The organism is Gordonia malaquae, from assembly GCF_037148075.1.
Taxonomy (GTDB): Bacteria; Actinomycetota; Actinomycetes; order Mycobacteriales; family Mycobacteriaceae; genus Gordonia; species Gordonia malaquae.
Genome location: NZ_JBBCUB010000008.1, coordinates 112,167 through 132,823 on the forward strand (window position 1 = coordinate 112,167; position 20,657 = coordinate 132,823).

At 64.4% G+C, this 20,657-nt stretch carries 12 protein-coding genes; 9 read left to right on the forward strand and 3 right to left on the reverse strand.

All coding sequences use genetic code 11. The annotated features are described in order from the left end of the window. Positions 1 to 51: 51 nt before the first annotated feature. Positions 52 to 969 (reverse strand): hypothetical protein, encoded by a 918-nt coding sequence (locus WFK36_RS22020; RefSeq protein WP_336794318.1) that lies wholly within the window; start codon positions 967 to 969, stop codon positions 52 to 54. Between the two features lie 135 nt (positions 970 to 1,104). Between WFK36_RS22020 and WFK36_RS22025 the strand changes: the two genes are divergently transcribed. The 4 genes from WFK36_RS22025 to WFK36_RS22040 all read left to right on the forward strand — a co-directional run bounded on the left by WFK36_RS22025 (position 1,105) and on the right by WFK36_RS22040 (position 10,681). Further along, positions 1,105 to 2,607, forward strand: coding sequence for a hypothetical protein (locus WFK36_RS22025; RefSeq protein WP_336794319.1), 1,503 nt, complete (start codon positions 1,105 to 1,107; stop codon positions 2,605 to 2,607). 126 nt (positions 2,608 to 2,733) lie between these two features. Next, positions 2,734 to 4,632 (forward strand): AAA family ATPase, encoded by a 1,899-nt coding sequence (locus WFK36_RS22030; protein WP_336794321.1) that lies wholly within the window; start codon positions 2,734 to 2,736, stop codon positions 4,630 to 4,632. A gap of 59 nt (positions 4,633 to 4,691) precedes the next feature. Beyond that, positions 4,692 to 6,236, forward strand: coding sequence for a type VII secretion protein EccB (gene eccB / locus WFK36_RS22035; protein ID WP_336794322.1), 1,545 nt, complete (start codon positions 4,692 to 4,694; stop codon positions 6,234 to 6,236). Further along, positions 6,236 to 10,681, forward strand: coding sequence for an FtsK/SpoIIIE domain-containing protein (locus WFK36_RS22040; protein ID WP_336794323.1), 4,446 nt, complete (start codon positions 6,236 to 6,238; stop codon positions 10,679 to 10,681). Before eccB ends, WFK36_RS22040 begins: the two co-directional genes overlap by 1 nt. A 238-nt stretch (positions 10,682 to 10,919) precedes the next feature. Here the strand turns inward: WFK36_RS22040 and WFK36_RS22045 are convergent, their stop codons facing one another. Then, the gene (locus tag WFK36_RS22045) at positions 10,920 to 11,174 is read right to left on the reverse strand and encodes a hypothetical protein (RefSeq protein WP_336794325.1); all 255 of its coding nucleotides are present in this window, start codon (positions 11,172 to 11,174) and stop codon (positions 10,920 to 10,922) included. Between the two features lie 104 nt (positions 11,175 to 11,278). Continuing rightward, the gene (locus WFK36_RS22050) at positions 11,279 to 12,001 is read right to left on the reverse strand and encodes a hypothetical protein (protein ID WP_336794327.1); all 723 of its coding nucleotides are present in this window, start codon (positions 11,999 to 12,001) and stop codon (positions 11,279 to 11,281) included. An 874-nt stretch (positions 12,002 to 12,875) separates the two neighbouring features. On the opposite strand from WFK36_RS22050, the gene WFK36_RS22055 reads away from it, so the two are divergent. From WFK36_RS22055 to WFK36_RS22075, 5 genes are all read left to right on the forward strand, one after another. Beyond that, positions 12,876 to 13,160 carry a hypothetical protein gene (locus WFK36_RS22055; RefSeq protein WP_336794329.1) on the forward strand — a complete coding sequence of 95 codons (285 nt, stop codon included), beginning with the start codon at positions 12,876 to 12,878 and terminating at the stop codon, positions 13,158 to 13,160. A 35-nt stretch (positions 13,161 to 13,195) separates the two neighbouring features. Beyond that, positions 13,196 to 13,606 carry a hypothetical protein gene (locus tag WFK36_RS22060; RefSeq protein WP_336794331.1) on the forward strand — a complete coding sequence of 137 codons (411 nt, stop codon included), beginning with the start codon at positions 13,196 to 13,198 and terminating at the stop codon, positions 13,604 to 13,606. A gap of 120 nt (positions 13,607 to 13,726) precedes the next feature. After that, positions 13,727 to 16,372, forward strand: a complete 2,646-nt coding sequence (locus WFK36_RS22065; protein WP_336794332.1) for an ATP-binding protein — start codon at positions 13,727 to 13,729, stop codon at positions 16,370 to 16,372. 30 nt (positions 16,373 to 16,402) lie between these two features. Then, positions 16,403 to 18,805 carry a hypothetical protein gene (locus WFK36_RS22070; protein WP_336794333.1) on the forward strand — a complete coding sequence of 801 codons (2,403 nt, stop codon included), beginning with the start codon at positions 16,403 to 16,405 and terminating at the stop codon, positions 18,803 to 18,805. 90 nt (positions 18,806 to 18,895) lie between these two features. Continuing rightward, complete coding sequence (locus tag WFK36_RS22075; protein WP_336794334.1) at positions 18,896 to 20,545, forward strand: CpaE/TadZ family protein; 1,650 nt, start codon at positions 18,896 to 18,898, stop codon at positions 20,543 to 20,545. The last annotated feature ends 112 nt before the right edge of the window (positions 20,546 to 20,657 follow it).

Consider the following 20,657-nt stretch of genomic DNA (forward strand, 5'->3'; position numbering starts at 1 on the left):
CGAGCGGTGTGCTCGGGGCCGTTCGTGGCTGCGGTTCGGTGCGCGGCGAGGCTACTTCGTTTCGGTGGCCTTGCTGTAGTAGACGAAGTCGGTCAGGTCGTCGACGACCCACTGTCCGTTCTCGATCGCTTTGACTCGCATCGGGACGGAGATGGTCTGGAATGACGAGGCGGAGATCGATGCTTTGATCTCAGCGATGACGTCCAGCGTTGTGCCTTCCTTGGCGGTCTTGGTGAACGGCGTGGTGGAGCGAATCGAGATCAGCTCGGTGGAGGTGTACGGGGTGCCGACGATCGGGACGTGGTGGAACTCGCGCGAGGTGTAGCTAGGCAGCGATCCGGTCTGGTCGGTGTAGTACGCGTTGGCGAAGTTCGCAACGGCGGCGCCGAGAGTTGTCGTGGCGGGAACCGAGTTGGGGTAGTCCAGAGTGACGGCGATGTTGGGTCGGATGGAGTTGACCGGGCGCGGCAGCATGACGGCTCGGATGGCGGTTCCTGGTCGGTCCATCAGTGTGATCGCGAAGTAGTTTCGGGAGGCGTTGTCGTTGCCCGGAGTGGTGATGGTGGCGCCGATGATGAAGCTCCACTGAACGGTCTGTCCGTCCTCGGCAGTGCGGGACTCGATGTTGGCGGTGTTGACGTCGCTGACTTGCAAGGGGTCGGTGGCCCACTGCTTGGGAATGGCGTTCTGATCCGAGAGCATGACTTTGAATGAAGCCTTGTCTGCTTCGGTCGCGGTGAGCCACAACCGCAAGTAGTTCTGCGCGACGAACTGTGCACGGCTGATGCGGTTGAACGCTTCGGTCGTGTCGGGTGGCTGGGGGGTGGTGCGCGTGGCGGTGATGATCAGACTGAGCGTGCTCATGACAACGGCGGTGAGGGCGAGATAGAACCCCCACTGCAGCGTTGTGGTGAAGCGTTCTTGGCTGAACAGGCGGCTGTGGATTTGCGGCGACCGAAACTTCTTCATGTCTCCATGATACTATCGGTGCGTAATTTCCGGGGGAGTCATCTCTGTAGCCGACCGCGATTCGACCATGGTCGTGGCGCGCTGCAGAGGGGGAACTGCGATTGCATTCGTTCGGGGGAGGGAAGCCGAGCACCGATGGCAAGCAACGCTCGTGACGAGCTTGACCGACTGGCGAACATGTCACTCGACGACGACGTCGACATTGACTCGATGTTCGCCGATTACGACCGTGCGCGAGCACGTGAGCGTGTTGAGCGTGAACGGGCCGCTGATGCGGCAGCTGCGGCAGCCGCAGACGCCGTGCCGTTGGTCGGATCGGTGGAGGCCGCCGAACGTGCAGCAGCGCGCCGTGCTCGTAGCCGGATGGAACACGTCGGGGTCGCAGGCGCCGATGAACTCGACGACGAAATCGAGCTGGATGTTCCCGCTCTGGTTTCACTGGGGGAGGACCCTGTGTCCACTGACGACCGACCGCGCCACGACGAGCGCGACGATGCCCATGAGGGTGACAGCGTCGAGGTCTCGACTGACGGTGTGATGCGCGCGCAGCCACCGGCTCCGACGCCGCCCGCGCCCACCCCGCCTGCGCCGGTGGGGTTCACTGTTTCGGACGACTTCGTCGCGAACATGTTCACCTCCGCGCTGGCGAACCAGGGGAGCGAAGTGGACTCGCCCGCGGAACCGACACCGGTGACGCCACTGCCCGCCTCTACCGGCGACCGAATCCCCACCATCACCGAACCCTCCAGTAGCGCGACCCAACGCGAAGAGAGCGCCCCGCGCGCTGCCGCTCCTGTGGCGCCTGAGCATGCGCCCGCGCGCCCGGAACCCGCTGCAGTTGACGCGTCGGCGGCGGCCTCATCGGCTGTCCCTGATGAATCCGCGGTGCGCGCAGAGAACGGTGCCTCGGATGCGGACTCAGCTCGTCGTCCCGGCGGTAAAGAGGTCGCTGCGGAGAAGGCGCAGAAGGCGTGGGGTGCGTTCCGTCGTCAGCCGATGCTGTACCAGATCGGCGGCGCCTGCGTGGTGGTGCTCGTGCTGTTGTTCGGCGTCTCGAAGTGCTTCGGTGGCGGCGGGGAAGAGACTCCCGACAGTGAGCCCATCGGCGGCGAAGTCGTGACAGCGGTGGAGACACCGTCGCAGGAGACGACCTCGTCGACTGCAGGGGTCTTGGTGCCGGACTCGGTGGAGTCTGATTGCCCCGCCGGATCGACGCGACCGGAGCTGGCGTTCACAAGCGAGAAGCGTGATGCGTGGGTGTGCACGCGCGCGAACGGGATCGATGGAGCGCTGATGACGATCACGTTCCAACGGCCCGTGGTGATCAACGAGATCGAGGTGACACCGGGGTACAACTACGTCGAGAGCAGTGGCATCGATCAGTGGACGCGGCACCGGGTGGTCACCCGAATTCTGTGGCGCATTGGTGACGAGCAGATGGTGCAGCAGATCAATCCGGTGCGCACGGGTGCTCGACTGAAGGTCAACGCGATCGCGACGCAGACGGTCACACTGATGGTGCAGTCGACGGCCGAGCCCGGTAAGGGTGCGCGGTCGGGATCACTGCCGACCGCGAGCCGCGGCAAGGATGACAGCTTCGCGATGTCGAGCATCGTGATCACGGGCCGGGAGGCATGAGTAGATGACCCAAACTGATCCCGCCGTTGCGGCGGCACAGTGGGCGCACACACCGATGTTCGTTGCCGCTCGCAATAGCAGAGACTTGAACAGTTCAACACGATCCAAGACAGGGGAGGTCCGTCGATGACTACGGCGACCAGTGAGTTTCTGGAGAACTTCTACGAAGCGTGGAAGATCATGGCCACCCCCAATGGGGGTGGTAACGAGTCGCTCGCGATCGAGCATGCGGCGTGGGCTGACGAAGGGTATGCCGAGGCCGGGTGGGTGCAGGCGGACACCCGGCGGCTGATGGCGTTGGCGCGGTCGAGGATGCAGGGCAACGGCGGCCTGATCACCGATGCGGACGTGGTCAAGATGTGGGAAGCCCGCAATACGTGGGGCGCACTGCTGGTGGAGGCGGCGCAGACCTATTTCCCGGGGACACCGCCGGAGCAGATGGCGATCATGCCGTTCGCGGTCCCACTGGCCTACGACATCGGCTGGGGGCTGCACCAGAAGGTGACGACTGTCAACGATCTGACCGGCACCATGGCGATTGTGTGCATCAACAACGGCGAGTTCGAGCGAGCGTCGACCCTGCTGAAGCAGCACGCCGCTACTGAGCGTGCACACCCGGCGATCGCCACGGCGTGGGCGCTGCTGTTTCTGAAGAGTCGCCGGTGGGGAGATCTCAGTGCGGCGACCTCGCAGCTGGGGTCGCAGCAGCTGCTCGCCGACAATGACGCGGTCGCCCTGAGTAACCAGGGTGTCCCGCAGCGTAACGAGGCGTTGGCGCTGTTGGGGAGCCTCTTGCAGGCGACGGCATTCGCGCACTTGAACCAGATCGACGCTGCCGAAGCGGTGCTGGAGAAGATGGGTGAAACGGCGATGTCCGGGGTGTTCCCCGGTGTGGCCGCGGGGGCTCTGTATCTGGGTGGGCTGATCCGTCGCCGTAAGGGTGATGAAACGGCAGCTCAGGAACTGTTCGGTGCCGGTGTGAGTGTGTTCCAATTGCCGGAGTTGGTGCGGGCGCAGGCCGATGAGGGTATTGGGTTGTCGATCACTCGTGAGGATCTGATCGCCCAGCGCACGAGCTACTGGGATGCGGCGACCGAGCCGTTGCTTGATCACGTGCTCGCCACAGAGTCCGCCGACGCCAAGCAGATCGCGTTGGCTGAGGCTCAGGAGGAGCTGGATCGACAGATCGGCATGGACGACGTCAAGCAGCAGGTGGCGTCGCTGAAGAACACTGTTCGGATGGACGCCGAGCGTAAGCGACGCGGCAAAGAGGTGATGGCGTCGTCGCGGCACATGGTGCTCTCGGGTCCTCCCGGGACGGGTAAGACGACGATCGCGCGGGTCATCGGGAAGATCCTCTGTGGCTACGGTGTGTTGCCGTCGGACAACTTCGTGGAGGTCACGCGTAAGGATCTGATCGGCAAGTACGAAGGTCACACGACGGAGAAGGCGGCGGCGGTGATCCAGTCCGCCCGCGGCGGCGTGCTGTTCATCGACGAGGCCTATGACCTGATTCAGGATCGCGGGTCCGGTCAGGCTGACCCGTTCGGTCAGGAGGTGGTGACCCTGCTGCTGACGGAGATGATCCGGTACAAGGACGAGATGGTGGTCATCATCGCGGGCTACGAGGACAAGCTCCAGGCTTTCCTCGACGTCAACGAGGGTATGCAGGGCCGTTTCAAGCGGTGGATCAAGTTCCGCTCGTACAGTCCGCATGAGCTGGCTCAGATCGCAGAGGTCATCGCGACGGTTCGGGGGAGCCTGGTCGACAAGGAAGCGCTGCTGGAGTTGGAGCGGGCGATCGAGCAGAACACGCCGAACGTGCGCAACGACAAGCGGTTGTCGCCGATCGACAAGGCCGGTAATGGCCGGTTCATGGAGATGACTGTTGAGCGTGCTGAGGAGCTGCGTTCGGACCGTTTGGCGTCGATGGAGTTGGAGTCGTTGACCGATGATGCGCTCGATCGGCTCGAAGCGGTCGACCTGGTGACGGCTGCGGTGGAGATCCTCAAACGCAACTCATAGCATCTGATATTATCAGTGCAATTGCGTGAGTCGTTTGAACAACAAGGGGGGCCAGACGCGTGGCGCGCAGGTCATTCAAGCACCCAGGTGCTCGGCGAAGTACCGACAAACTGCAGGTCTCAGGCTACAAGCTGACTGTCCAGCGCATCGAACAAGCGCTCATCAGCCGCGACGTCCGCGACTTCGGATCACCCTTCGATCGGCAACGATCGGCCACCTGGATCGCCGTGGGCCTGGTGACGCTCATGGCCGTCGGCGGCGCCGTCTTCGGGTGGCTCTCACCAGCGGGCAAAGCTGGTGACGCACCGATCCTGGCAACCAAGGCTGGGGCGCGGTTCGTCGTCGTCGACGGCCGCGTCCACCCGGTGACCAACCTGTCCTCGGCCCGACTCATCACCGGATCGAACGCCTCGGCCAAGAACGTCAGCGACAAGGAACTGGCCAAGTTCCCCCGCGGACAGCTCATGGGCATCCCGTCGGCACCCGATGAGATGTCCGCGCGCGCCGACGACCCCGTGGTGTGGGCCGTGTGCTCGCAATACGACGCGAGTTCAGCCCTGGACCTGACCCGCTCGGACGATGCCACGACCCTGGTGGTCGCCGGAGAAGACGCAGCACCGGCCGACGCCCTCATCCCGGACTCGACAGCAATTCTGGTGTCGAGCAAGACCACCTCGATCACCGGCGGCGACGACGTCCGGTCGACCTGGCTGCTCCAGGGCGGCCGACGCATGCAGATCGACAGCTCAGACAACTCGCTGCTGTCGACCCTCCGGCTGACCAGCGCCGATCTGGACAACGCGGCACCGGTCAGCAACGAGGTGATCGCCGCGATCCCGCCGCGCGCAACCTTCGAGCGCCCGAGCTTCACCCGCGACGGCCAGACCTCGACAGCGATGAGCGACTACACCGTCGGGACGATCCTGACCACAGATGGCCTCGACGAGCCCGAACGGTGGCTGGTCCTGGACGACGGTCTGCAGCACGTCGGTACCTTCACCGCGCAGATGATGCTCAGCACCGGCTCGCAGGCCTTCCGCGGCGTGTCCAAGCAGACCGTCGACGAAGCGCCGCACACCACCGACGACGAACTGGACGGGTGGCCCTGGACGGTGCCGACGATCAAATCCGACGCGACGTCGGTGTGCTACCGGTGGAGCCGGACCGGAACCGGTCAGATCCGTGGCGCGTTCGCCGCCGGACCGGGACTGCCGGTCTCCTCCGGCGCCCGCAAGGACGCGGCGTGGCTGCTGCCCGCCCGGACCCGGACGCCGCAAGCGGACGCCTTCTACACAACACCCGGCCGCGGCTGGCTGGTCACTGCCAGCGGATCGACCGACAAGTCCCTGGTGGAAGGGCAGCTGTGGTGGGTCGCCGACAACGGTGTGCGGTACGCGCTCGCCGGAGACGCAGACACCTCGATCGACCAGGTCATCGGACAGCTCGGTCTCGGATCGACCCAGCCCACACCGGTGCCATGGCCGACTCTGCAGCTACTCCCAGCAGGAAACACGTTGTCGCCGGAGAACGCCCGAGTGGTGCACGCGACGATCCCGATTGACCAGGCACAAGGACCCGCGCCGGAAGGCAAGGAGCTGAACTGATGAAGCCCACTCTGTACAAGCCGCCACCGTCCAAGCCGATCGAACTCGACGGCCAGCCGATCACCGTCCCGAACATTCTCGCTCGGCCCGAGGACGAGAAGCCGCCGATCGCCGGGCGGATCATGAAGTTCCTCATGCCGGTCCTGATGCTCGGCATGCTCGCCTGGATGGTCACCTCCGGCGCCCTCGCCCAGAACCCGATGATGATGATGATGCTGGTCAGCATGGTCATGATGATGGGCATGGCCGCCGGTGGTGGCGTCGGCAGCGGCGTCGGCAAGATCGCCTCCGCCGTCCGGAACTACCTGCTGGAGCTGCGTGAAGCCCGCAAACTCGTTCACAAGCAGGCCAAGACGCTCTTCCAAGCACAGCGCACGTTCTTCCCCCAGCCCGCGGTCCTGCACTCACTCGTAGGCCACCGGCAGTCCGGCGCCTCACGTGATCGCGACGGCGCGGGAGTTCCGCGCATGTGGGCCATCCGGCACAACACCGAATCGGGCGTGAAAGTCAACGACACCGAATCGGCTGCAGGCGTCACCTACAACCCGTACATGTCTGCCAGGCTGGGGCTGGGCACCACGCTGCTCGACCCCCGGGTGGAGGTCAGCGAACAGCAGATCCAGGAGAACCTCGAACCGGTCACCTACTCGGCCTACAGAGCCTTCATGCGGCTCCAGCGGTTCGTCACCGACATGCCGATCGGATTCGACCTCAAACGCGCCGCTTTCTACCAGGTCGACGGCGACTACGAACCGTCGTTGGCACTGGTGCGCGCGATGGTGGCGAACCTGGCGTTCAACCACTCTCCGCTGGAACTGACGCTGATCCTCGTCACCGACGAACCCGACAGCTCCCGCTGGTCAGGCTTCAAGTGGCTCCCGCACACCCAAGAACGCAAGGCTCAGCCCACCGGTGATGTCCGCCGCCAGATCTACACCTCGATGGAACAGTTCTGGACCGAAACGGCCGAGACTCGCGCCGATCGCGGAATGTTCAACCTCGGTGCGGCGAACGCTGCACTGAAGACCGGCGCACAAGCACCCTCGAAGGTCCTGGTGATCGTCGATCTGCCCGACGGCGACGACGCCGCGGTGCTGCCCACCGGCCTGGACCGCCGCGGCGTGGGAGAGATGACGTTCCTGTGGGTCGGCCGCGCCCCGGCGCAGCTGGCCGTGACCGAGGAAGCAACGCTGTACCTGGACGAAGTCCAGTCCGTCCGCTCGCGGGCAGCAGCAGGTGACTCGACTCTGATGATCTCCACCGGCATCGACCGCAACATCGCCCGAGCAGACCAGATGGGCGAAGCGGAGTTTGGCGTGTTCGTCCGAGCGATGAGTGGCTACCGGCCCGTCGGATGGGGCGCGACCAATGACTCCGTCGACACCTCGGCGGCGACCCCGGAGAAGGTCCAGACGCTCCTGGAGGCGCTCGGTGTCACCGGTCTGATCGAGGACTGGGACCCACTGATCGGATGGCGTAAACGCGAGCACGATCGGCACACGATCGCACTGGTCGGCAACGAACTCGACGACAGCGGGAACAAGACCTCGACCGTGGTCGAGCTGGACCTGGCTGAGGCCGCAGCGGGCGGTACAGGACCCTCGGGTGCAGCGCAGGGAACCACCGGCGCGGGCAAGTCGTACCTGCTGCGTGGTCTGGTGACCACCCTCGCCGCGCGCTACAGCCCCGAACGCCTGAACTTCCTGTTGATGGACTTCAAAGGCGGGTCGACCTTCATCGGATACGACCGGATGGCACACGTCCAGGCGGTCGTGACCAACCTCGAATCCGAGAAGCACCTGCTCGTCCGCATGCAGAAGGTCGTGCTCGGCGAGATCGAGCGCCGCGAGCGCCTCATCATGACCGAGGCCAAGTGCGACTCCCTGGATGAGTACCGGACGCTGCGCGCAGCCAAGCCCGAACTCGGGCTGGAAGCGATCCCCAACCTGATGATCGTCGCCGACGAGTTCAGAGAGTTCATCCAGAACAACCGCTCGTACCTGGGGATGTTCGAATCCATTGCGCAGGTCGGCCGAGCGCTCGGAATGCACCTCCTGCTGGTCAGTCAGTTCATCGACGATTCGATCATCGGTGCGACGAAGAAAAACATGACCTACGGCATCTCGCTGGCGGTGGAAGACACGTCGAACTCGATGGCTGTCATCAAGAGCCCAGCGGCGGCGGACCTGAAGATCCACACCGGTGACGCCTACCTGTGGCGCAAGGTTCCCGACAACGACCGCGTGCTGTTCCGCTCGTGGGACATCAAAGCCAAATACTCGCCGCCAGCGAAGGTGAGCACCACGGGAGGAAACACCGGCAGCGGGCGGGCCGGACTCAGCGCCATGCGGCTGGCGATGGAAGTGGCCGATGGAAGCGCGGTCGCGGCATTCGACTCGATGAACCTTGTCGGCGAACACGCCGCACCAGCCATCGTCAGTTCCTCCCAGGCTGAGGCGATCCCGGCAGTGACGGCACAACCCGAAGTCGTCTCCGGGTTCGATGAGCGGCCGACCATGGAGAAGGTCCTCGTCGACCGGATCGCCGCGGAGCAATCAATTCCGGCGCCGCATCGGATGTGGCTGCCGACGCTGTCTCGGCCGTTGCCGTTCTCGGAGGTGATGGCCCACGCGTCGGACCGAAGCCTGCAGCAGCAGATGACCTCTATGGAACTGACGATCGGCGTCCTGGACGACCCGTCCGAACACGCACGCATGCCGTACACCCTCGTTCTCGACGGTGCCGGAGCGCACGTGCGCATCGCCGGTGACCGCGGGACGGGCGTGACGATGACGATCGAGGCCATGATCGCGGCCGCGGCCGTCCAAGTCGGCCCTCTGGGGGCTCAGTTCTACATCATCGACGCGGGCAACAAGCTCAGCGAGATGCGAGGCTTCCCGAACGTCGGCGGCTACACCACCGCCACACGCGCCGCCGACGACAGCGAGCGGATCGAGCGGTACATGGGCGAGGCTCTGCGCGTGATCGAGACGCGACAGGCCATCATGCAGGAGCGTGGGTTGTCCTCGTTCGGTGCCTACTGGGAGTCCAAGCAGAGCGATCCGGTCGCCAACGATCCCTACGGGCACTTCATCCTGGTCATCGATCACGCGGACACGTTCTTCCGAGAGGACGACGAGGTCACCCAGACCCGTCAGCGTCGAAGCGTCGAGATCCTGTCCAAGGGTGCAGCGCTGGGGGTGCACGTCATCGTCGGCGCCGGAACCGGCACCCTGTCGTACAAGGTTGACCCGCAGTTCTCGTCGATCGTGCATCTGAAGGCCAACGATGTCAGCGCGGGCTCGATTGTGTACCCGAGCTACGAGCTGAAGAACGAGATCAAGGAAGCGATGCCCGCCGACGAGGCAGGTCGAGTCCTGGAGCTGTCCACGGGGCTTCACGGCCGCATCATGATGCCGCACAGTGTCGCCTATGGACCGGACCCGACGTTGACCCGGAACGAATCGAATCCGAAGTGGAGCTACAAGCACGACTGGCGTTCGGCGATCGAGCAGCTCGGAGCGGAGCTGTCCTCGGCCACCACTGAGCGGGCACCGCAGATCGTGACCGTCGACAAGGACCTCAACGCGGACATGTTCGCCGAGGCCTACGAGGCAGCGCGTCGTGCCGATCCTCGGCTGCGGTACATGGTTCCGCTGGGTATCTCGGCAGAGGACCTGAGCCTGGTGGGCATGCCTGATTCGGCGCAGGACCTGGCGGCGTCGGCGAACCTGATTCTCGCCGGTGACCGCGGCACCTCGGGCAAGACCACGGCGCTGCGGTGGCTGCTGCGGTGGATCATGAACACCTACCAGCCTGGCGAAGCGGTCGTGTTCATGATCGACACCGGCTACCAGCTGCTCACCGAACGTGATCACCTGATGGCCAAGGGCATGCTGGGCGCGTACACCGCCGATCGGAACAACGTGACTCCGATGCTGACCGAGATCCAGAAGAAGGTCGAGGAGCGGATGCCGACCAACCCGGACACCATGACAGCGTCGGAACTGAAGAACCGCAGCTGGTGGTCAGGACCGGAACTGTTCATCGTCGGCGATCCAGGAGCGTCGTTGATGAGTTCGGGTGGTTTCGGAACCGGGCCCGCCGACGAGCTGACCCGACTGCTCTCCGAACGCAACGACCTCGGCGTGCGACTGTGGATGACGCTGAACGCTGCCGAACTGCAGAACGCGGTGCAGTCGAACCGGCCCACGGTGTCGAACCTGATCAACGGCAACGCCAGCGTGCTGATGCTTTCGGGCAGTGTGCAGGGCACCGTGTTTGGCTTCACCGGCAGCGAGCAGTCGGCGAAGTTCGCTCGCCGCCGTCCCGGTCTGGGGCAGTTGTACAACCCGCAGTGGATGCACTACCCGTTGCTGCAGGTTCCCGATGAGAAGCCGTGGCCCGAGTTGTCCAAGGGGAACCCGCCTCCGGGAGCGGTCTAGCGATCCGCCGCAGTGGTGGCTGACTACGCCAGGAAGCCACCACCGCGGACAACAAAGTCAGGGTGTGGTCGAAACTCAGTTTCGACCACACCCTGACTTGTTTTCTGCTGCGGCTCGGCTGCGATGTGAGCGTCGGTCTCGCGGTCCTGCTCGGGCCGCTGCCGGTCCCTGGTTGGCCTCGGGTCGAACGGCGTTAGGAGATCAGCGTTCCACCGGCACAGGCGATCTGGCGGCGTGCTTACCCGGGGTCGGGAGCGCTGACGGCTCCGAGGAGTTCGTTGGCCATGCCCCAGTCCTCGTAACCGATCTCGTTCTCGACCTGGTCATCGAGCGCGTCGAGGTCGGTGTCGGCGTCGATGGCGACGATCTCGGTCGTGCGGTAGGCGCCCTCGTCGCACGACGTCACGTGGCGCTCGGCAGACGCGAGTGTGTCGTGCACATGTAGGTACCACTCGAAGCCGCTGCCGCCCTGCTGGATGAAAGCAAAAAGCACGTCGATTCCCCCTGATATGCGGATGGATGCCCAGGAGTCCCCGGGCATGCGTGAGCTTCCCACGCAGGGGTGACAAAGGAGCCGCGCACAACCGGCCCTGAAGGTCAGTCGTCTTCAGCGGTGTCGGTGTGATCGGTGAACAGCGTCTCGGAGATCGACGAGGCAGTCGTGGAGAATGCGTCGAGCGATTGGGTGAGAGCGCCGAGGACCTCTCGGCTGAGCGTGACCCGGTAGTCATCGGTGTTGTCGACCACGCGTGACTTACCTTCCGCTTTCATCCCGGCATACAGGAGTTGGAGCCCCTGGTAGCGCGCCAGGGAGTGTTCGTAGTCGCGGCGGGACTCGGTGAGGCTGGGGAGCTGCGTGCGGTCGAAGCGCGGAAGGTCGAGCACGGCGATCCCGAAAGAGCCTTCCCAGTAGCCACCGACCATCGTGTCTGATTCGCGGCCTTCGGCAATGTTCACCGTGGCGCCGGGAGCGTGGAAGGTGTTGTCGACGACGAAGGTCAGTCGAGAGTCCTTGTTCAGCACGTTCAGGCTGGCAAGTGACAGGTCGAGCAGGGGCGAGTCCTGGGTGCCGGAGTACGAGGATGCCCAGCGCACCCGGTCCCTGGTGATGCGGACGCTACCCGCGGTGGGAGCGTCGAACCAGTAGATGGCGGTACCGCGGCCGTTGTAGCACCAGAACACTGGACTGATGGCGTTGGTGTTGATCCAGACCGATGAGTCGTCGTCGAGAAAGCCGGACTGGTAGAGCTTGGCCACGCGCATGATCTGCCGCGGGAAATTCGCCGCGTATCCGCGCGGTTGCGACACGTACAAGTCCATGCAGCGAATCGTATCAGCAGCGCCGATCAGAATCCAGGTAGCAAAGGCCCGTATTCTCAGAGTGTTGGTGAACATGAGCGTGGACCGATGAGTGGTAGGCAGAGTGGGCAGTTTACGGTGTTGACGTGCAGTGTTCCGGAAACTGGAACCTCATGGGAGTGGTCTGCATTCCGTGTCTACAGCGCCGTGCACGGGCTGAATGTGTGTGGAGAACCGTGGGGTGAATCGTGGAAGTGTGTGGGTGCGGTCTCATAGGGGCAAGAGTTGGCGCATTCGCCGCTGAAACGATCGTCGCCCGGTGGTAGGAAATTTTCGTGCCAACGCCAGAGTTCATAGGCTGGATGGGAACTCGATTGGCTGATACGATTCGTCGCGTGAACGAAGTAGCGAATGGCGGAGTCGTTTGGCACCAAGTGCTTGCGGGGGTCGTCGTCGTGCTGGCTGTGTCGGCACTGGTGCTTGCGGTCGCTCTCGCGTGGAGGATGGGGGTCCTGTCGCGCGCTCGGCGATTCGGCGTAGACGTTGCCGGTGGAGTCGTGGAAATGGTTGTCGTCGCGGGGCTGATCGCTGCTGCTGTGGCACTCCTGGCGGCGGGGTCGGGGGACGAGTTCATCGTTGCTCTGGCCGCAGTGCTGGCTACGGCTGCCTGCGGTGGAGCGTGGATGGTATTTTTCAACGTTCGCGATCGGGCTGGTGCAGTGCATCAAGTTCAGTTGAGTGCGGAGATCGCCGCGGCGAGTGGCATGATCTATCCGGCTCCAATGGGGCCCGCTGGCCCACCACGTCATCCCTGGGAAACCAGGTGAGAATTCTCAGCTCGCCGACCGGCGACTGAGGCAAGCAAGTACTCAGAACACATCAGGGGGAACAGGCAATGGAATCTGGATCTTCGTTCGACATGTCGACGATCTTCAACTGGCTGGCGGGGGCCTTGGCGGCGCTGGCCGTCGTGGTGGTCCTGTACCGCGTGTGGCAGGTCTACTGGGGTGGTAGCGCCAAGGCCGAGGCGGGCGGTCAGATTCAGATGGAAGAGAAGGGCAAGAAGTACCTGTCGCAGGTGATGGACGGAGCTGCGTTCATCGCCATCGTCGGATGCGTCCGCGGCCTGCTGGGATTCCTCGTCGGCTGGTTCAGCGACGGCTTCGGCAGCTTCGTCTGATCGACCACCGATACCAGCGAGGGGGTAGGTGACAGATGAGTAGCACGACGAAGACCTTCCGGGTCTACAACGGGACGCTTCGGGTCGGGGCGCAGTTCCCGATCGGTCCGATGCTGCTGGAATGGCCGACCGTGGCAGCCCTGGGAGGATGGCTGCTCGCCGCGGTGGCGCTGGTGGGCCTGAGTCTGATGATCGGCGGAGTGGTCGGAGTCGCACTCGCCCTGATCATTGCGGTGATCGGCGTCGTTGGCGAGATGGTGATGCTCGTGTGGGTGCGACGGCTCAAATTCTTGTCGCCAGAACCTGCGCGCATCCGGGAACGTACCCACGTGCCGCTCCTGAAAGACACGGTGGCCGATCCCTGGTACACGAACTTCGATGCGCCGGACGAGCCGTCGCAGGGGTTCGACGTCGACATGAGCGAGACGATCTACCGCAATCACTAACCAACTACATGTGATAATATCGCATGTAGTTGAGGTGTATCTGGACCTTCCAGCGGGGGAAACAATCACGATGCCGTCGTTCATGCGGCGTGTGTCCGATCACGAAAGAACAGGCTCTTCATGGGGGAATACCTGGCCAAGCTGGCCGCCGCGCACAACAACCTGGTCATCAACGCTGAAGATGGCAGCGTATGGGCCAACTACCTGCTCCGAGGCGCGCAAATGATCCCATCCTCACCGGGGTCGATCGCAAGTGCGCAGGCCGCCAACGAAGAGCTGTTCAACGCATGCTCGCGCATGCCTACCAGGGACATCTACCTCGCTGGAATCAAGTCGCGAGTGAACCCCGAAGAGACGGCCAACCGGATCGTCCAAGGCGTGACAAAGATCAGCGGACAATCGCACCCCGAGTTGCTCGATCGTGTCAATCGCGTGGTCCAGGAGATGAAGTACGGGCGGTACAAGGAGTACCGACGCAACTACTTCATGTCAGTGAAGATCCCCACCGGCCTCACCTCGCAGGCGCAGGCACTGATCAAATCAGGCAAAGTTGATGTCCTGAGCAAGGTGAACTGGTCCGAATGGGCCGAGTACCAAGAGCAGTTCGTCGAGCTGATCCCGTCGGTGTTCGCACGAAACCGAGACGAACTGATGGCCCGCCCGGAACACCTGACGTGGATGCACGAACGGATGCGCCTGCGCGGGCTCGACGTGCCGATGATGCCCTCGGGCGGCACCCAGCGGTTCAACCCGCGCTCGTTCTCCTCGGTCATGATCAACAAGGTCGCCGACAGCGAGCCCGTCATCGACGCGTTCATCAAAGAGACCGGGGAGGGCTCGACGCCCCAGGTCGACAAGGGGCGCCTGCGGCAGTACCGCCGGAACTACCGTGCGGCACTGATGGGCGGCATGGTCGCGGTGTACTCCCCAGAAGAACGGACCCCGTCGCTGCCCGACGGGCCGGTCTCGCGGCAAACGCTCCTGGCAGTGACCGGCTATCCGATCCAGTCGAAGGTCACGCTGAACACCTTCACCTCACTGGTGGACCGGGACGCATCCCTCGACGCCGACTTCGCGCTGCGCATGCACTTCGACCAGGACGATATCTCGGTCGAGCAGCATCGCGCGTTCACCCGCGCCATCGGTGCCGAGTCCACCTCGAACAGCAAAGACAGTCACGACCAGGCGCGATACTCCGACCAGGCCCATGAGCGAGCGCTCCTGGCTCAGCAGGTCGACGCCGAGTCTGCTCCACGGTCCATGGCGGTGACCGCCCTGTTCGCGCTGGCTCATCCGAAGGCCGAGACGCTCCGGCAGTTCCGCACCGAATATGTGTCGACACTGGAGAACAAGGGCTTTTCGGTGCTGGCGCCGGTCGGTGGCCAGTTCGATCTGCTGCGACAGATGATGCCGTGCGTGTCGACCTCGAACCTGGTCAACGATCTCAAAGGCGGGACGACCGTACGCAAGTTCGCCGCGTGCATGCCGATCCGCCGGACTGAAGCTGGCGACGCCGTCGGCATCCCGTACGCGATCAACCGCGAGAACGCCCTGGGGCAGATGATCCTGCGCGACTTCCTCGGGTCGACGGACAAAGGCTCGGGCTCCCTTGCGATCACCGGCGCGCAGGGTTCAGGCAAGAGCATGGAACTCAAAGCGATCATCGACTGGCTGGCCGCCATGCAGCGCCCGTGCAACATCTTCGACCCGTCGGCGGCCCGTGAGTTCTTGGTCTACGCCCGCGCACTGATGAAGTGCCAGCCGGTCGAGGTGGTCCGCCCCGCTATGTCCTTCGATCCGCTGAAGGTGTTCGCGGACGATCCGGACATGGCGCAGGAGGTCATGATCGAGGTGTGGCAGATCCTGACCGGATGGGCTGCCGATTCCCCGCAGATGCTGCTGCTGAGCGACCTGGTGCAGCCGGGTATGCGCCGCAGTAAAGACATCGGATCGATGCGCGATCTGATGCGCGTACTCGACGAGTCGGGCGCGATCAGAACTCGGGCCGGAGCAGCAGAGCTGTCTCGCGCATTCAGCTTCTGGTCGGGCCAGCGTGCGTACAACCAAGCCTTGTTCGACCCGATCAACGACTCCGGTCAGGTCATCAAGCAGCTCCCGGCGTTCCGCCGTGAGAGCGACGACACGTCGGTGGTGTTCGTGACCCACGGACTGCCGGTTCACCGGGGGCCGCTGACGGAGAACACTCCGCCCAAGGCGCGGTTCAGCGTGGCGATGCACTCGTTGATGGCGCGTCTGACGCAGGCGGACTTCCGGCGCATCACGGGACTGTGCGCGATGGTCGGCGACGAGGTCGCGTTCTGGGAGGGCTCAGATGCCGTCCAGCAGATGATTGGCGACCTGGACCGCACCGGTCGTAAGGACGCCAACATCGCGGTGTTCGCCGGGCAGCTGCCCAAGCACATGGCCTCGGGTGCGTTCGACCTGATTCGGTGCAAGACCGCGCTGCGCCAGGAGACATCCGATAACGCCAAGTCGGCGCTGCAGTGGGTCGAGATGCCGCCCCTGGAGTCGCTGGTAACCAGGATGCTCACCGATACCTCGCCGCCGGACCCGGAGGACAACAACCGGCCGAAGCGCGGTCGTGAAGGTGAAGGTTGGTACAACGACGGGTTCGGCAACGTGGTGCGGGTGCAGTGCATTCCGCCGCTGAATCCCGAGGTCATGCGGATGGCCGATACGACGTCCTCGCGGCGGATTCACGTCGAGGACGAGGACGACCGCGACGCCGTGGTGGCAGGTCGGTGACGGCGATGACGAACTCGCGGGGGGATCGCGATGGCTTCTAATCCGATCACTGGATGGATCGACGTCGTCGACCAGTACGGGACACAGGCGTCGGAGATGTCGGTGTGGCTGAAGTACTCGATCACGCGGTTCTGGCTCGCGTTCCCGGGCGGCCTGACCGAGCTGATCGTCGCGATCGGCATGGTGCCGATGATGCTGGCGATCTGGCTGATGGGTTTGGTGCAGGACCAGTCGCTGTTCGTGGAGATCATCGGCGGGGTCTACCAGTCTGTGCTCGACGCGATCTACCAGGTGATCAGCCCGTGGATCATCGTGATGTTCGCGCTGCCGATCCTGCTGTTCCGGCTGTTCATCGGCGAGTTCCAGCGCGAGACGCTCAAAGACAAGACGACGCGGATGAAGTTCGCGCTCAACAAGTCGACGCTGAGCGAGGACGAGGGGTTCCGCAAGAAGGTCGTCAACGAGCTGGTGCAGGTCTCGATGCTGCTCATGGTGATGGCGTTCCTGCTGGCGAACCCATTCAAGGTGCTCGGCATGATGTTCGGGATGCTGACGTGGTTCGCGACGACGGCCACAACCGCACTGTCCAACGGAGCAGGGACGGTGACCAGCACTGTCGTCGACGGCATGCTGGTCCCGGTCCTGCAGATGATCAACTTCGGCCACGTCCTGGAGCCGGACTGCTCGCAGCAATGGTCGCAGACCATCTCCGCAGGTGGAGATGTGCTGGAGCTGAGCTGCGTCGACGGTGAAGGCGAGCCGACGTTCACGATGGTCATCGCGGCGCTGCTGATGATCGTGATCGCGGCCGCCCTGATCTTCTTCAGCGGTGCGGCGTTCCTGAAACTGACCTTCTTCGAAGGGAAGATGGTCTGGCATATGGCCGTGCTGCCCTGGCAGATCGCGTGGATGATCGCCAGCCCGGGCGTGAACCGTCAGCGCCTGGACGAGGGGGTTCGGACCTTCCGTGAAGCGATCATCGCGCTGCTGTGGGCCGCGGGCCTGATCCTGCTGGCCCTGCTGCTGCCGGGGCTGACCACCGCCGCGTCCTACCGTTTCGTGGTGGCGACGGGGAACGAAGCGTACATCGTTCCCGCGCTGCTGGTGATGGCCGCGATGTACGCCGGAGCCGGGTACGCGGTGTGGAAGTGGTACGGGCACCCGGTCAAGTGGTCCGCGGAGAAAAAGCGTCCGGTGCTGGTGATCGCCGAGAACGGGCCGATGACCTCTTGGGCGGATCTGTACCGCCGCAAGATCAAGCCGCAGGTCGAGGACTACCGCAGCCTGCGCGCTCAGTACGAAGCAGAAGCTGAAGCGGCTGTAACCGAGACGCCCGCTGGGCGCGTGGAGGAGAAGGCGGCAGTAGATACAGTCAAGGCGACGACAGGGGAATCCGGTGCGATGAACGATCAGGAGCGCGAGACCATCGAGCAAGCGATGGACGGCCGCGACACCTCCGATACATCTGGATCTCGGGTGCCGACACTCCCGGTGCTGCTGCGGCCACCGAGCGCAGCAGCGCTACCGGCCGGAGCATCGAGCGCGATGTCCTTCGCGAAAACCCGCGCCGCCGGTCCGTCGGGGCCTGCCGGTGCGCCGGGACAGTCGACCCCGGCCGCTGCGCTGGGCGCGGTCGTGGGCGGTGACGACCGTGTCCCTGGTGTCGCTCCGCTGACGACGGCGCCGCCGCTGATGGTCTTCTCCAGCCGCGAACAGCTGCAGCAGTACCTCACGCAGCAGACCGTGGTGAACAACAGCACCACCGTGCACAACGACAACTCGGTGACCACTATCGATTCATCGACCACCTCCATCGATTCCTCGCGCAAGACCACAGTCTCGGGACCGAGGATCGTCGATGGGACGGTCGTCGGCCCCGTCAGCGATACCGCTATCCCCGAATCGGCCAAGTCGGCTCCGATGAGTCCGATCGACGCAGCTCAGCAGTATCAGGAACAGGTCCGGGCGTTGCAACAGGATGCCCCGGAACCGGCGTTCGGATCGCCTGCCGCTGCGGGAGGGCCAGGCGCCGAGGACTTCTCCGCCGGTGTTCGTTCGAATGCTGGGATCAGTACTGACGGTGGCGTTCGCGACGTGGCTCGGATCGATTCCGTTGCCGCGGCCGCGCTGACTCGAACTCAGCAGGGGTTCGCCGATGCAGTCGATGAGCCAGCGGCCAACCCGGTCACTGGCGAGCAGGTGATCGTCAGTCCGGTCGCGTCCGGGGCGCCGCAGCAGGCACCGTTCATGGCCGCCGAATCAATGCACAACCGGTATGTCGAGTTCAAGCGGCTCGCGGACATCCTTGGTGTTGCTCCGGAGGCGGTGGTCGACGATTCGGCAGAAGCGGCCGGTCGCGCGAGAATCGTTGATGGTCCCGACGGGCCGCAGGTGCGGTTCGGGAATCCTCGCGGATTCGGTGACGACCTGTGACCACCCACCCGAAAAGGGAACTGATAGTATCGCACGGAGAGTAGGCGGTTCGTTCCGCTTGGCACCCGCTACGACAGAGACGAAAGCACGGTGACGGACACCATGGCGAGATTCGACGCGAACGAGGCGTACAACCAGGAGCTGAGTCAGGCGACGGGGCTGCCCGCGATGGACACGCCGGTCGCACCCGAGCACGCCGCGCCGATGCCGATGTTCGGCGCGCAGAGCAACCCGATGGCGCCGCCAACGGAGGTCGCTCCCGCAGACTCCTACGATCCGGGACCCCCGCCTGCCGACGTGCACGGGCGGCGGGGCCACGCGCCAGTCGGGGCGGGTCGCTACGGCGAGCCCGATGTCGTTGCCTCTGAGGGGTTCGAGGACATCGATCACGGCTACGGAGCTGCACCCCAAGCCTCAGCACCGACACCGGCGCCGGTGCCCGCTGCGGCTTCGGCGGAGCCCCGAGGCGAGATCGGCAGCGCCGAATGGGTCGCGGCCATCCGCGTGATGGCCATCAGCGACCAGGGGCGTCTTCAGCAGTACCTCACCGACCACCCGGAGGCCTTCGGTGCAGTGCGGGCTGCGATCAATCCGGACGCGGCGACAACGGGACTGACCGCTGCGCCGCAGCAGGGGTCGGCGGCGCCGTCGGAGTTCGCCTCTCCGCGTCACGCAGCTGCGCCGTCGGCTGCCGAGGAGAAGGTTCGAGCCAGCGATCTCGACCACGTCGCCAAGACCGGCTGGCGTGGATGGGTAGCGCGGACGTTCAACGTCGAACTCGGCAAGGGCAAGCGTGAGCTGATCGCTGACGACCTGGACATGGCCGCGGACATCATCGGCAAAGCGCTGGAGGTGTTCCAGGACACCGGGCAAGGCCTGGTGCTGGGAGTGTCCAGCTTCAAGGGAGGCTGCGGAAAGACGCGCATCGCGGTGATGTTGGCGAAAGTGATCGCCGAGATGCTCCACAAGGAACTGGACGCGACCGGCTACCGACTCGGCAACTACACCGCGTGGGGTGCGGTGTGCGCGATCGACACGGACTGGTACGGCATGCTCCGCGCGTGCAGCGAACCCGAATCCACGCTCCGGTCAGGCGATGCGGACAACATGACCACGCTCTGCTCGCGAGCAGAGGTCTACGGCGTCGAGCAGATCGATCTGGAGCACTACGCGCATCGCGTTGAGCCGGGCTACAGCTACATCCCGGGCAACCGCAAGGGGGAGGCCACCCGGCTGTCGGTCGACGGGTACGCCGCGGTGGTCAACCTGCTGCGGGCGAACTTCCCGGTGGTCGTGGTCGACATGGCCCAGGTCGGCAACACCGAGCACTACCAGACTGTCTTGCGCAGCCTGGACGGGCTGATCATGGTCACCCTGCCGTCGATGGCTGAGGTCGACTTCCTGGACAACACGCGGAACATGCTCTCGGATCGGGCGCCGTCAGGAATGGGTGCCGATCGCCTGATCAAGCAGCGCATCACCGTCATCAACAACATCAAGCGGGCCAAGGGGGACGCCTCGCAGGCCGACGTGGCGGCCAAGCTGAAGCTGCACGAGTCTGCGGCCGGGGAGACCGAGAATCCGCGAGGCTCGGACGTCGCGGAGGTCCCGTTCGACAAGCGGATCAACAGCCGCGAGCTGGTCATCGCCGCGGAGCTAACGCCGAACACGCGCTACGGCATCGAGATGGCCGGTGCTGCGTTGATCGACGCCACGTTGGACCTGACTGGCCGAGGGTAAGCGCAGTCGCCGCGCTCGCCGGACTGGGATCTGCGAGGGGCGCGGGGGAGTAGTCGTGGGTGCCCACCCACCCCAGAAAATCAGTGATATTATCAGAGCGAAGCGGGGGGGC